Source organism: Nonomuraea roseola (assembly GCF_039535395.1).
GTDB lineage: Bacteria > Actinomycetota > Actinomycetes > Streptosporangiales > Streptosporangiaceae > Nonomuraea > Nonomuraea roseola.
In genome coordinates this window covers 498,413-511,328 of sequence record NZ_BAAAXC010000014.1, presented here as the reverse complement: position 1 = coordinate 511,328, position 12,916 = coordinate 498,413, and the positions used below count along the sequence as shown (strand labels likewise).

Here is a 12,916-nt window from a genome sequence, read left to right as displayed (position 1 = left end):
CGTGCTCGAGTGGATGGTGTGGACCCCGCCCACGGCACTGGTGTTCGCGGGGCTGGTACTGCTGCTGACCGGGATGGCGGTGTGGGGCAGGCTCTCGCCTCCCGTCGCGCGCCGCGGATTCCTGCGCATCGAGACCGACAGGGGCGACCGCCTGTACATCGGGCTGATCAGCGCGGCCGTCGTGCTGGCCGGGTGGATCGCCCTCACCGACCTGTCGATGTGGCTGGCGCTGGGCTGCGCGCTGCTGGTGGCACTGGTCATCGGCATATGGGGATGAAGGAGGGACGATGTCGTCAACGCTCAAACGGGCAGGTGCCGTACTCATCCTGCTGGTGGCGGGCTGCAGCACCGGCGGGGGAGGTGGGGGCACGAGCGACTTCAGGGAGGAGGACGGCAAGGCCGCCGCCCGCCGATGGGCCAGCGAGGAGTTCACGCCCAGCACGCTCTCCCGCGACCAGCAACTGGCCGAGATGGACTGGTTCATCAAGGCGGCCGCGCCGTACCGCGGAATGGAGATCAACGTGGTCTCCGAGACGATCACCACCCACGAGTACGAGTCGCAGAAGCTCGCCAAGGCCTTCAGCGAGATCACCGGCATCAGGCTCAAGCACGACCTGATCCAGGAGGGTGACGTCGTCGAGAAGCTGCAGACCCAGATCCAGGGCAACCAGAACATCTACGACGCCTACGTCAACGACTCCGACCTCATCGGCACCCACTCCCGCGGCGACTACGTCTTCCCCCTGTCGGACTACATGGCGGGAGAGGGCAAGGCCGTCACCTCGCCCACGCTCGACCTGCAGGACTTCATCGGCATCAGCTTCACGACGGGCCCGGACAAGAAGCTCTACCAGCTTCCCGACCAGCAGTTCGCCAACCTCTACTGGTTCCGCTACGACTGGTTCACCGACGAGAAGATCAAGAAGCAGTTCAAGGACGCCTACGGCTACGACCTTGGCGTCCCCGTCAACTGGGCGGCCTACGAGGACATCGCCGACTTCTTCACCAACAAGGTGAACGGCGACGGCACGATCGACGGCAAGAAGGTCTACGGCCACATGGACTACGGCCGCAAGGACCCGTCGCTGGGCTGGCGCTTCACCGACTCGTGGCTGTCCATGGCGGGCAACGGCGACGCGGGCATCCCCAACGGGCTGCCGGTGGACGACTGGGGCATCAGGGTGGAGAACTGCCGCCCCGTCGGCTCGTCGGTGACCCGCGGCGGCGACACCAACGGCCCCGCGGCCGTCTACGCGCTCAACAAGTACGTCGACTGGCTGAAGAAGTACGCCCCGAAGGAGGCGGCGGGCATGAACTTCAGCGAGTCGGGGCCCGTTCCCGCGCAGGGCGCCATCGCGCAGCAGATCTTCTGGTACACCGCCTTCACCGCGGACCTGGCCAAGGAGGGGCTGCCCGTGGTCAACGCCGACGGCACGCCGAAGTGGCGCATGGCCCCGAGCCCGCACGGCGCGTACTGGAAGGACGGCAACAAACTGGGCTACCAGGACGCCGGCGCCTGGACGTTGCTGAAGAACACCCCCCAGGAGCGACGGGCGGCGGCGTGGCTGTACGCCCAGTTCGTCACGTCCAAGACGGTCTCGCTGAAGAAGTCCATCACGGGCCTCACCTTCATCCGCGACTCCGACATCAGGAGCGACTACTTCACCGAGAACGCCGCCAAGTACGGCGGGCTCATCGAGTTCTACCGCTCGCCCGCCCGCAAGCAGTGGACCCCGACGGGCACCAACGTCCCCGACTACCCGAAGCTGGCCCAGCTGTGGTGGCAGAACGTCGCCACCGCGGTCACGGGAGAGACGACGGCCCAGCAGTCGATGGACAACCTGGCCAAGCAGCAGGACGACATCCTGTCCAGGCTGGAGCGGCGGGGCTACGGCGGGGAGTGCGCGCCGAAGCTGAACCAGGAGAGGGACGCGCAGTACTGGCTCGACCAGCCCGGCGCCCCCGCGCCGAAGCTCGCCGACGAGAGAGGCAAGCCTGAGACGCTCGACTACGACAAGCTGCTCGCCCAGTGGAAGGGCACCGACTGACGGCCGACCGGCCTCGGCGCCGCCTCCGGCCCGCGAAGGGCCGTGGTGGTGGCTGAGGCCGGCAAGGCGCGATCACCAAGGCGCGGGCCGGCCGCGGCCGCGCTACCCTGTCGGCTACCTGCGGGGGCGCGCCGCGAGGCGGGCCCGGATCCTCTCCGGCCTCGTCGCGCCCCTGACCGGGATCGACCGAGGGGGCTGATCGTGCAAGTGACCGCCGGCCGCGCGACGGGCGTCGCCGCCACCGCCGCGGGAAAGCGGTGAGGGCGCCGGGACGGCCGCGCAGCCAGGAGGTGGACGCGGCCGTGCTCGCCGCCGCCCTCGACCTGCTGATCGAGTACGGCGCCAGCCAGACCAGCATCGAGCAGGTCGCCCAGCGGGCGGGGGTGACCAGGGCCACCGTCTACCGGCGCTTCGCCGGCAAGACGGCGCTGCTGGTCCAGGCGATCGAGTCGGTCCACCAGGACCACGAGCCCGGCGCCATCGACTGGCCCGACATCGGCAGCATGCTCGACGACTGGGCTCTCTACCTGAGCGAGCCGCGCAACCGCCGCATGCTGCGCCGCCTGTACGGCGCCGTGGACGACCACCCCGAACTGCTCCAGGCCTACCGCGGCGCCAACGGCCTGCGCAGGGCGGCGGCCGAGCACGCCACGCTGGCCGCCGCGCGCGACAGCGGCGAACTGCCCGCCGACACGGACCTCGACATCCTCCAGCAGGTGCTCAACGGGGCGGTGCTGCACCACCTCGGCTCCTACCCCGACACCACGAGCGCCGCCGACATCAAGGCCTTTCTCGCCGCGGTGCTCAGGCAGGCGGGCCACCGTCCCGGCGCGCGCGGTTGACCATCACACCGATGTGACGCTTTAACCTCCCGTTGTCGCGAATCTGGACGAACGGAGGAGGCAAGGTGGCAGGAGCGGTGGTCATCGGAGCGGGACCGGGGATCGGGCAGGCGGTCGCGCGCAGGTTCGCCAGGGAGAGCATGCCGGTCACGCTGATCGCGCGAGGGGCAGGGACGCTGAAGGGCGCCGAGCCGGGCGGGGTGCCCGTGCTCGCCCTGACGGCCGACAGCACCGACGAGGTCGCGCTGCGCGCCGCGCTCGACAGGGCGGCAGACGAGTTCGGCCTGCCGGACGTGGTGGTGTACAACGCCGCGATCATCCAGGCCGACGGGCCGGGCGAGCTGCCCGCCCGTGCCCACCTGGACGCATGGGCGGTCAACGTGGTGGGCGCGCTCACGGCCGCCGCCCACGTCGCGCCCGCGATGGCGCGGCGCGGCAGCGGCTCCATCCTCATCACCGGAGGCATGCCACAGCCGAAGGCGGCCTACGTGAGCCTGTCGCTGGGCAAGGCGGGGGTCAGGACGCTGGTGAGCCTGCTCGACCAGGAGTACGGCGCCGCGGGCGTGCACGTGGCCAGCGTCACCGTGGCGGGGGCCGTCGCCCCCGGCACCGCGTTCGACCCCGACGACATCGCCGAGCACTACTGGCGGCTTCACACCCAGCCCCAAGGGCAGTGGGAGCACGAGGCCGTACACGAGGGCTCCTGACCACCGGCGCCGGGGCGGGTGCCGGGCGCACCGGCGTGCCGGTGCGCCCGCGTGCTCGTGAACCCTCCTAGCCGTTCAGGTGGACCGCTTCGACGGTCCTGTTCGTCGCGCGCATGATGTCGGTCATCTCGTGGTAGGGCTGGTCCTGCTGGTTGGCCAGGCCCATGTTGAAGGCCTCGGTGGCGCCGGGTTTGCGGGTCACCGCCTGGTCGTAGTAGACGAACCAGGCGTAGCCCACGAACACCGGGCTCTTGGCCTGCGCCTCGACGAACGCCTTGAACTTCTCGCCCCTGTCGGCGATGCCGGTGGCGGTGATCGAGGGATTGTGCGAGGTGAGGCCGCGGTCGGGGTAGCAGAAGGAGAACTCGATGTTGATGATGGGCTTGTCGTGGGTCTCGTACTGCCGCAGGTAGTCGGCGCTGTCGGAGTACCAGTCGAAGGAGATCGCGTCCAGGTGCTCGATCCCGCCGACGTTCCACTCCGGGCTCGTCCGCCAGGTCGGCACCAGCGAGGAGCCGAGGAACAGGTGGTGCGGGTCGTGCCGTTTGATCGCCTGGCGCACCTTGCGGAAATAGGTCGCGGAGGCCTGGGTGATGAACGCCCGCACGTCGCCGTCTGGCACCCTGGCGATGTCGATCACCTCGTCGGCCAGCGCGCGGAAGGAGCGGGCATCGGTGCCCAGGAGCTCGTTGACGCGGGCGAGATCCTCGCCGTAGGCGTGCTCGAGGTGGCGCACGAACGCCTTCTTGGCCGGCAGGTCCGAGCCCCTCCGCGCCACCTGGGCCACGATCTCCCGGTTCCAGCCCCGCTCGTTCTCGAAGAAGTAGCCGATGAGCCACGGGTCGTCGCGCATCCCGCGCATGCCGAAGTCGCCGAAGGCGCGATCGAGCTTGGCGGAGAAGTCACGGTCGAACGGGTCGATGCCCCAGCCCACCTTGATGACGTCGGTGGGCGTCGGCGCCCGCTCGATGTAGGGCATGACGACGGCAGGGTCCCTGTGCCACTTGCCCTGGGCGTTGAACCCCCAGTCGATCATCCGGCGCCGGCTGATGTCGCGCCACCTGTCCTTGTAGTCGTCGCCGTACTTGCGCATCAGGTTCGCCTTCAGGAAGCTCACCGTGTGCAGCCCCTGCTCGACGACGGCATACGCGGCGGCGAACCGGTCACGGTCGGGCAGCTCCTCGAACAGCTCGCGAGGGCTGCCGTCGGCGTTGAGGTACAGGGTGCCGTAGCCCCACTCCTCCGCGGAGAAGGCGTCGACGCCCTTGAGGAAGAACAGGTGGCCGTCGGGGGTGACGAACCACCAGCGGCCCTCGACCTTCTCCAGGCGGAAGTATCCGGTCGCCTCGCGCCGCCCCAGCCGCTTCAGGCCGCCGTAGGCGTCGTAGGTGGCGGCGTCGAAGGCGACGTCGGCGAGCCGCGCCGCCTCCTCGGCGTACTCGCGCCGCAGCTGCTCGTCCGAGGTGACCTTGCCGGGCCAGCTCTGGTGGAGGTACTGGCCGTAGCGGTCGACGAGCGCGGTGCCGGCGGCGCTCGCCGATGCCGCCGTGGCCGCCCGGCCTTCGGCGAGCACGCCGGCCGCGGCGAGGGCTGGTACGCCGAGGAGCAGGCGTCGTCGTGATATCGGGGACATGGGTGTGGACTCCTTCTTGTGGGGGGAGCGAAACGTGTCCTGGAGCTACCTGTCGAAGGGCGTGGGTGCGGCCGGTGAGCTCACCCGCAGGCCGTCCCAGCGCCAGCGGAGCAGGCCGTCGCCGTCGTGGTCGCCGGTCACGGCGGCGGTGCGGGGCTGCTCGCCGGGGGCGAGCAGTTCCAGGGCGAAGGCGGCCCGCAGCCTGGCCTCGTGGAAGTCGAGCGGCGTGCCCGGCCCCTGGTGGAGCCTCACCTCGACCCGCGCCTCGCCGTCGTCGTTGACGGCCTGCCAGGTCCTGGTCCGGTCGAGGAAGCGCGCAGGAGCGGTGTGCACGACCGCCTGCCGCTCCCCTGCGCGCAGGGCGAACACGCCGTCGCCCAGCTCGCGGGCCTCCACCCCGCGGCCCCGCAGGGTCACGCTCAGCCGCAGGTCGCCGACGTGGAAGACGCTGCCGGTGGGCCGGTCGAGCACGGGGTGGAAGTCGCCGGAGTCGTAGCTGAGCCACCAGGCCGACAGCACGCGCGGGCCTTCCTGATGCTGGCGGCACCAGGCGGCGCTCAGGTCGTGGCCGTTGAGCGACATCCGGGCCCGCAGGACCACGGCCGGGTCGTCGGGCGTGCGCCAGTAGCCGAGCAGGGGGCGGCGCTGGACCCAGGCGAACTCCTCGTCGGCGGAGCCGAGGCAGGCGTCCTCGGCGAACCAGGACGTGCCGGTCGTGTCGGAGCTGAAGCGGGTGCGCACCTGGTAGGGCACCGAGGGCAGCGCGCGAAAGCGTTCGGCGATGTTCCGCGGGCAGGGCAGCGGCGGCACCAACAGCGGCGCGACCACCGGCGGCGGCGCCTGCGGTGGCCGCTCCTGGATCGGCCCTTCCTGCGACGGCCCTTCCTGCGACGGCACGTGCGGCTCTGTCTGGCGGCCCGCCTGCCCGGCCGCCACGACGGGCGCGCCCGTCTGCGCGCGCAGGTACGCGGCCAGGTCCGGCTGGATCCGGTCGTGGTAGGCGCGGCTCATCGGGCCGGCGAGCTGGCCGGTGCCGGGGTGGAACCGCTCGGCCAGCGCCGCCCAGGTGAGCTCCCTCAGCTGCTCGGCGACGGCCCTGAAGGCGGGATCGGTCACGATCAGCGCGGCCCGCTCCAGCTCCTCCAGCACCACCCTCCCGTAGGCGGGGGAGTTGTACTCGGTGAACCCGCCGGCCTCGTCGTGCAGGGCGAGCACCGCGCGCAGCCGCCTCCTGCCGAAATCCAGCAGCAGCCCGCCATCTGCGAATTCCAGGACGTCGTCGACGTCACGGGGCGCGGGGGCCGGGGCGTGGGGAGGGCCGGGGCGCAGCAGCTGTCCGGCCGCGGCGGTCGTCACGGCGCCCATCACCGCGATGTTGGTGTAGCCGGGATCGACGTTGCGGCGGAAGACGGCCATCGCCGCGTGGTGGAGCGCGGCCCGCACCCGCCGCCGCACGCGAGGCTCGAGCAGCCGGCCGTGGACGGCGAGGACCTGCGCCAGCCGCACCCCGATGAAATCGGCCCAGTTCCAGTCGGCCGGGCTCATCTGCTCGGGGGGTTCCTCCATGAACCATCCCCAGATCCCGTAGTGAGCCGAGAGCGGGTCGGTCACCTGCAGGTCTGCCAGGGCGTTGAGCACCTCGCCTGCGCGATCGGCCCTGCCCAGCCGCAGGAGCGCGATGGCGTAGTCGGCGGCCTGCTTGGTCTGGTGCGCCCGGGCGCCCTCGGGGACGCGGGTGTGATAGCCGGGCCCGGTGGCGGGCGACCAGGGCATCCGCACGTCGGCGTCGTATCGTGCGTCGAGCTCCGCCACGTACTCCTCGAGTCGCATCCGCGCTACCTCCCGTCGTTGACGCAGCGCAGCACCGGGGCGCAGATCAGCGACGCGGGATCGAGGTCGCGGGAGCTGCGGACGTGGAAGACGGCTCGCTCGCCCGGCAGCAGTGTGATCATCATGTCGTCCACGGTGGCGTCCGGATCGAGCCGGTCGGGCAGGAGTGTCAGGTCGCGCAGCAGGGTCCTGGCGGTGACGGTGACGAGGTAGCCGTCGGCCACGGGCCGTACGCCCGCCTCGAAGGCGGCGGGGGGAAGCGCCAGGTCGACGTCCTCGGCGAAGAACCGGATGACGCGCGTCTCGTCCAGGGCGGCCACCAGCAGTTCGGCCGACGGGTCGGCGGCGGTGGCCACGTGGGGAGGCAGCGCGATCCTGCTCACGCTCCTCGGCGGCACCCGCACCCGCGCCGACTCCTTGGCCAGCGGCTCGCCGGTGAGGCTGCGGCGCACCAGCTCCAGCTCGCCCGACCACGGCTCGGGGCTGTCGTTGACGGCGACGAGGGCGCCGTCCTGGACGGTCAGCAGGCGGTCGGCGTAGGCGCGACGCAGCGCGTACCAGAGGGGTTTGCGGCGCCCGTCGCCGTCGATCGCGGACCAGGAGGTGACCGACCAGCAGTCGTTGAGCTGCCAGACGATCGTGCCCATGCAGGACGGCATGAGCGAGCGGAACCTCTCGACGCCGAAGCTCACCGCCCTGGCCTGGTTGAGCTGGGTGAGGAAGTGCCAGTCGTCGAAGGTGGCGGGCGGCGGCAGGTGCCCGTCCAGGCCGCGCAGGAGCTTGCGCTGACCGTCGTCCGCCTTCTGGTGGGAGGAGTCGGCGGTGAGAGGGCCGTGCGTGACCGACCGGCGCAGGGTGGCGTGGGTGGGAGGGCCCTGGAAGCCGAACTCGGCGACGAAGCGTGGCCGCCAGTCGGCATAGCCGGTGTAGTCGCGCTCGTTCCAGACGTCCCAGATGTGGACGGTGCCGTGCTCGGGCGCGTTGGGATGGCGGCTGTCGTCGCCTGAGTACGGCGTGCCCGGCCAGTACGGCCTGCAGGGGTCGAGCTCGGCGACGATGCCGGGCAGCACGTCCAGGTAGTAGCCCGCGCCCCAGCTGCGGTTCGCCAGGTGCTCGCGCCAGCCCCAGTCGGCGTGGCCCATGAAGTTCTCGTTGTTGCCGATCCACAGCACCAGGCTGGGGTGCGGCGCCAGGCGGACCACCTGCTCGCGGGCCTCGGCGGCGACCTCGGCGGCCAGGGGGTCGTCCTCGGGGTAGGCGGCGCAGGCGAACAGGAAGTCCTGGAAGACCAGGAGGCCGAGCTCGTCGGCCAGGTCGTAGAAGTCGTCACTTTCGTACAGGCCGCCGCCCCACACCCGCAGCAGGTTGACGTTGGCCTCGCAGGCCTGGGCGAACCGCTCGGCCAGGCGCTCGCGGGTCACCCCTGAGGGGAAGCAGTCGTCGGGGATCCAGTTGGCGCCGCGCACGAACACCGGCACGTCGTTGACGACGAGGGTGAAAGCCGATCCCTGCTCGTCAGCGGTGGTGTCCAGCCGGATCGAGCGGAAGCCGACGTTGCGCCGCCAGGTCTGTCCCGTCTCCTCGAGCACGACGGTGAGCGGGCTGAGCGGCTGCGGGCCGTAGCCGCGGGGCCACCACAGGTCGGGCTCGTTCACGCGCATCTCCAGGACCGCCTCGCACGCGCCCGGCGCCAGCCGTGCCCGGGCGAAGGCCCCCGCGACGGTGGCGGTCAGCGTGATCGGGACGTCGGAGGCGCGTTCCACCGAGACGTGGACCCGCACCAGGCCGTCGCGCCCTTCGAGGGTGATCTCCGGGCGGACCTGGGCGAGGCGGGCGGTGCTCCAGGTGTGCAGGGCGGCCGGCCGCCAGATGCCGGAGGTGACGAGGGTGGGGCCCCAGTCCCAGCCGAAGTTGCAGGCCATCTTCCTGATGAACTGGTAGGGCTCGGGATAGGGGCTCGGGCGTCCTCCGCTGACGGCCCGTTGCGCCTCGGCGTGGTGGTACGGGGACTCGAACTCGACGGCCAGCGTGTTGCGGCCCTGACGCAGCAGCTCGCGGACGGGGAAGCGGTAGGAGCGGTGCATGTTGGCGACCGCGCCGATCCGCTCGCCGTTCAGGGTCACCGTGGCGACGGTGTCCAGACCGTCGAAGGCCAGGTCGGCCCGGTCGAAGCCGTCGTCGTCGACGGTGAAGTCGGTCTCGTACCGCCAGGCCGTACGGCCGATCCAGGCCAGTCTGTCCTCGTTGTCGTCCAGGTAGGGGTCAGCGATGAGCCCAGCCGCGAGCAGGTCGGTGTGCACGCAGCCGGGAACGGTGGCGGGCACGTTCTCGATGGCCACCTCGGACGAGACTGCGGTCACGGTCCACCCGTGATCCAGCGGTCGGTACACACTCACATGGTCTCCTCTGGATGCACTTAAGCGCATAAGTAAAGTGGACAATATGACCGCCGCACCTTCAGGTCAATACCGTAATCAAGCTGGCATGAGATCCGTGATCGCGCTTTATGAGGCGCTTCAGCGAAGTATTGACAACGAGGCGGATTGCCACCCATAGTGACGGCCCACCCCCTTGAACGGAGCTCTCATGCGAGAACGACCGCCGGGCCTGTACGCCGCCGCCCTCACCGCGCTCGCCGGCACTGCCATCACCGCCGTCGCCGGCTGCTCGGGTGGCCCCGCCGAGCCCGCCGCGGGCGGACGGACCCGGATCACCGTCGCGGACCTGCCGCCCACGACCCAGCAGAACGTGCGCCAGCAGTTCCTCAACCAGGTCGCGGCCTTCGAGAAGGCCAACCCCGACATCGACATCGAACCGCGCGAGTCCAAGTGGGAGGCCAAGACCTTCGCCACCCGCCTGGCCGGTGGCCAGGTGGAGACGGTCTTCCAGGTCCCGCTCACCGAGCCGCAGGGGCTGATCAAGCGGGGCCAGGTCGCCGACATCAGCGGCGAGGTCAGCGCGCTGCCGCATGCCGCCACGTTCGACAAGCGCGCGCTGGCGCCCGCGACCGACCAGGCCGGCCGCGTCTACGGCCTGCCCACCAGCCAGTTCGCCCTCGGCCTCGTCTACAACAGGCAGCTGTTCGACAAGGCGGGCCTCGACGTCGCCAAGCCGCCGACGACCTGGGACGAGGTCCGCGCGGCGGCCAAGACGATCACCGACAAGACCGGGGTGCCCGGCTTCGGCGTACCGGCCACCAACAACACCGGCGGCTGGATCTTCACCACGATGACCTACACCTACGGCGGCCGCGTCCAGCAGGACAGCGGCGGCAAGGCCGTCGCCACCCTCGACACCGAGCAGTCCCGCGCCGTCCTCGGCCTGCTCAAGGGGATGCGCTGGACCGACGGCTCCATGGGCACCCAGCACCTGCGCAACGCGGCCGACCTGGCCAAGGACTTCGCCGCGGGCAAGGTCGCCATGATGATCGCCACGCCCAGCTCCTACACCGAGTTCGCGACCCAGTTCGGCGGCACCGCCGAGGTGTTCGGCATGGCCGCCCTTCCCTCGGCGGGCACGCCTGCGACGCTGCTCGGTGGCAAGGTGGCCGTGGTCAGCCCCAAGGCCACCGCGGCCGAGCGGGCCGCCGCGGTGAAGTGGATCGACTTCTTCTTCCTCAAGCCGCGATACGACACCAAGGCCGCGGCGACGGTCGCCGCAGCCAAGGCCGCCGACGACGTCCCTGTCGGCTTTCCCTACGTCTCCCTGTACGGCCCCGCGGTCGCGGACCCGGTCCTGCGAGCCGAGCGCGAACACGCCAACGTGCCGGTCGCCAACTTCGAGCCGTACGAGAAGGGCGTGGCCGCCCAGGAGTTCGTCACCGAGCCTGCCGTCGCGGGCCAGGACATGTACGCGGCGCTGGACACGGCGGTGCAGGCGATCCTGACGCGCGAGGACGCCGAGCCGGCCGAGGAGCTGCGCAAGGCCCAGGACAAGGCCGCCGCCGCGCTGGATCGGGCCAGGCAGTGACCGCAGGACGGGAGCGCCGATGACGACGCTGCACCGGCGCCCTGCACGGGATCGGCCGCAGGAGGCCCCGGCCGGTCCCGTGCGGGCCGGCCGCAGGCTCGGCCTGCCGCGCCGCCGGCCGCGTCCGGCGGGCTGGCTGTTCGTGCTGCCCATGGTGGCGGTGTTCGGATGCTTCGCGTGGTGGCCGATCGTGCGCGGCGCGGTGCTGAGCTTCCAGCGCACCAACCTGGTGGAGGCCCCCGTATGGGTGGGGGCGGACAATTTCGCCGCGCTGCTGGCCGACCCGCTGCTGTGGATCACGGTCCGCAACACGGTCTGGTTCGTCGGGCTTGCGCTGGTCCTGGGCTTCCCGCTGCCGATCCTGCTGGCCGTGGTGATGTCGGAACTGCGCAGGTTCGGCGGCCTGTTCCGGGTGCTGGTCTACCTGCCGGTGGCGGTCCCGCCCGTGGTGGCGGTGCTGATGTGGAAGTGGTTCTACGATCCGGACCACGGCCTGTTCAACCAGGCTCTGGCCACGATCGGGCTGGGCCCCTTCCTCTGGCTGCAGGACACCACCACCGCGATGCCGAGCCTGGTGCTGGAGGCCACCTGGGCCGCCGCGGGCTCGACCGTGCTGATCTACCTGGCGGCGCTCACCTCGGTGCCTGGCGAGTTGTACGAGGCGGCCGAGATGGACGGCGCCTCCATCTGGCGGCGGCTGTGGCACGTGACCCTCCCGCACCTGAGGGGCGTTCTGCTCATCATGCTGCTGCTGCAGATCATCGGCACCTTCCGGGTCTTCACCGAGCCCTTCGTGCTCACCGACGGCGGGCCCGAGGACTCCACGGTGACGATCCTGCTGCTGATCTACCGCTACGCGTTCATCTACGGCGACTACGGCACGGCCGCCGCGCTCGGCGTCCTGCTGGCGATCGCGCTCGGCGTCGTCTCCGCCGTCTACCTGCGTCTGACGAGGAAATGGAGCCGTGCATGAGTGACGACCGCGGCCGGGGCATCGTCTCCGACCTCGACCGGCGGCGGCCCGCCATGCGCTGGTCCCTGCGGCTGACCCAGGGCGTGCTGCTGCTGGCCACGCTGCTGGTCGGACTGGGGCCGATCCTGTGGACCGCGAAGGGGGCGCTGTCCTCCACCCAGGAGCTGTTGCGCGAGCCGCTGCGGCTTTGGCCCTCCGATGCCCGGTGGGAGAACCTGGCGGCGGCCTGGACGGAGTTGAGAGTCGGCCACTACCTGCTGAACACCGTCGTCCTGGTCGGCGGCTCCTGGTTCGTCCAGCTGTTCGTGGCCGCCACCGGGGCGTTCGCGCTCTCGGTGCTCAGGCCCAGGTTCGGCCGGTTGATCTACGGCGCGGTGCTGGTCACCCTCTTCGTCCCGTCCACCGTGTCGCTGGTGGCGCTGTACCTGACGGTGCTCGACCTGTCTCTCGTGGACACCCCGTGGGCGGTGTGGCTGCCCGCGGGCGCGCACGCCTTCAACGTGCTGATCATGAAGCAGTTCTTCGACGCGCTGCCGCGGGAGCTGTACCAGGCCGCCCAGGTCGACGGGGCGGGTCCGTTCCGGCTGTTCTGGCAGATCGTCCTGCCGATGTCGCGGCCCATCCTGGCGGTAGTGTCGCTGCTGGCGGTGATGGACGCGTGGAAGGACTTCCTGTGGCCGATGGTCGCCATCTCCGACGCCGAGGCGCACCCTCTGGCCGTCGCGCTGCCCAGGCTGGCCGAGACGGCCGAGCAGAACCAGGTGATCGCCGGCATGCTCGTCGCGATCGTGCCGCCGGTGCTGCTCTTCCTGGTCTTCCAGCGGCACATCATCCGCGGCATCGGTTTCACCGGGCTCAAGGGGTGACCGGAGTGATCGCTCCCGTACGGCGGGCCGGCACCGGGCCCGCCGTAC

The 12,916-nt window shown here is 71.0% G+C and carries 10 protein-coding genes; 7 read left to right on the top strand and 3 right to left on the bottom strand.

Annotated elements, in window-relative coordinates:
• Position 1: 1 nt before the first annotated feature.
• From ABFX55_RS20735 to ABFX55_RS20720, 4 genes are all read left to right on the top strand, one after another.
• On the top strand, positions 2 to 277 hold the full coding sequence (locus tag ABFX55_RS20735) for a DUF2160 domain-containing protein (RefSeq protein WP_221241011.1): 276 nt from the start codon (positions 2 to 4) through the stop codon (positions 275 to 277).
• A gap of 10 nt (positions 278 to 287) precedes the next feature.
• Positions 288 to 2,048 carry an ABC transporter substrate-binding protein gene (locus tag ABFX55_RS20730; RefSeq protein WP_346123369.1) on the top strand — a complete coding sequence of 587 codons (1,761 nt, stop codon included), beginning with the start codon at positions 288 to 290 and terminating at the stop codon, positions 2,046 to 2,048.
• 257 nt (positions 2,049 to 2,305) lie between these two features.
• Entirely contained in the window at positions 2,306 to 2,890 is a 585-nt protein-coding gene (locus tag ABFX55_RS20725) for a TetR/AcrR family transcriptional regulator (RefSeq protein ID WP_346123367.1), read from the top strand.
• A 65-nt stretch (positions 2,891 to 2,955) separates the two neighbouring features.
• The gene (locus tag ABFX55_RS20720) at positions 2,956 to 3,597 is read left to right on the top strand and encodes an SDR family NAD(P)-dependent oxidoreductase (RefSeq protein WP_346123365.1); all 642 of its coding nucleotides are present in this window, start codon (positions 2,956 to 2,958) and stop codon (positions 3,595 to 3,597) included.
• 67 nt (positions 3,598 to 3,664) lie between these two features.
• On the opposite strand, the gene ABFX55_RS20715 is transcribed toward ABFX55_RS20720, so the two are convergent.
• The 3 genes from ABFX55_RS20715 to ABFX55_RS20705 are packed head-to-tail and all read right to left on the bottom strand — an operon-like array spanning position 3,665 to position 9,456.
• The gene (locus ABFX55_RS20715) at positions 3,665 to 5,230 is read right to left on the bottom strand and encodes a Rossmann-fold NAD(P)-binding domain-containing protein (protein ID WP_346123364.1); all 1,566 of its coding nucleotides are present in this window, start codon (positions 5,228 to 5,230) and stop codon (positions 3,665 to 3,667) included.
• Positions 5,231 to 5,275: 45 nt separating this feature from the next.
• A complete protein-coding gene (locus tag ABFX55_RS20710) occupies positions 5,276 to 7,060 on the bottom strand; it encodes a hypothetical protein (RefSeq protein WP_346123362.1) in 1,785 nt (594 codons plus the stop codon).
• A 5-nt stretch (positions 7,061 to 7,065) separates the two neighbouring features.
• Positions 7,066 to 9,456: a glycoside hydrolase family 2 protein gene (locus tag ABFX55_RS20705; protein ID WP_346123360.1), complete on the bottom strand. Its 2,391-nt coding sequence runs from the start codon at positions 9,454 to 9,456 to the stop codon at positions 7,066 to 7,068.
• 190 nt (positions 9,457 to 9,646) lie between these two features.
• Between ABFX55_RS20705 and ABFX55_RS20700 the strand changes: the two genes are divergently transcribed.
• The 3 genes from ABFX55_RS20700 to ABFX55_RS20690 are packed head-to-tail and all read left to right on the top strand — an operon-like array spanning position 9,647 to position 12,868.
• Positions 9,647 to 11,029, top strand: a complete 1,383-nt coding sequence (locus tag ABFX55_RS20700; protein WP_346123359.1) for an ABC transporter substrate-binding protein — start codon at positions 9,647 to 9,649, stop codon at positions 11,027 to 11,029.
• Positions 11,030 to 11,048: 19 nt separating this feature from the next.
• Positions 11,049 to 12,002: a carbohydrate ABC transporter permease gene (locus tag ABFX55_RS20695; RefSeq protein ID WP_346123357.1), complete on the top strand. Its 954-nt coding sequence runs from the start codon at positions 11,049 to 11,051 to the stop codon at positions 12,000 to 12,002.
• Positions 11,999 to 12,868 (top strand): carbohydrate ABC transporter permease, encoded by an 870-nt coding sequence (locus ABFX55_RS20690; RefSeq protein ID WP_346123356.1) that lies wholly within the window; start codon positions 11,999 to 12,001, stop codon positions 12,866 to 12,868. The genes ABFX55_RS20695 and ABFX55_RS20690 overlap by 4 nt, the downstream gene beginning before the upstream one ends.
• Positions 12,869 to 12,916 lie beyond the last annotated feature (48 nt).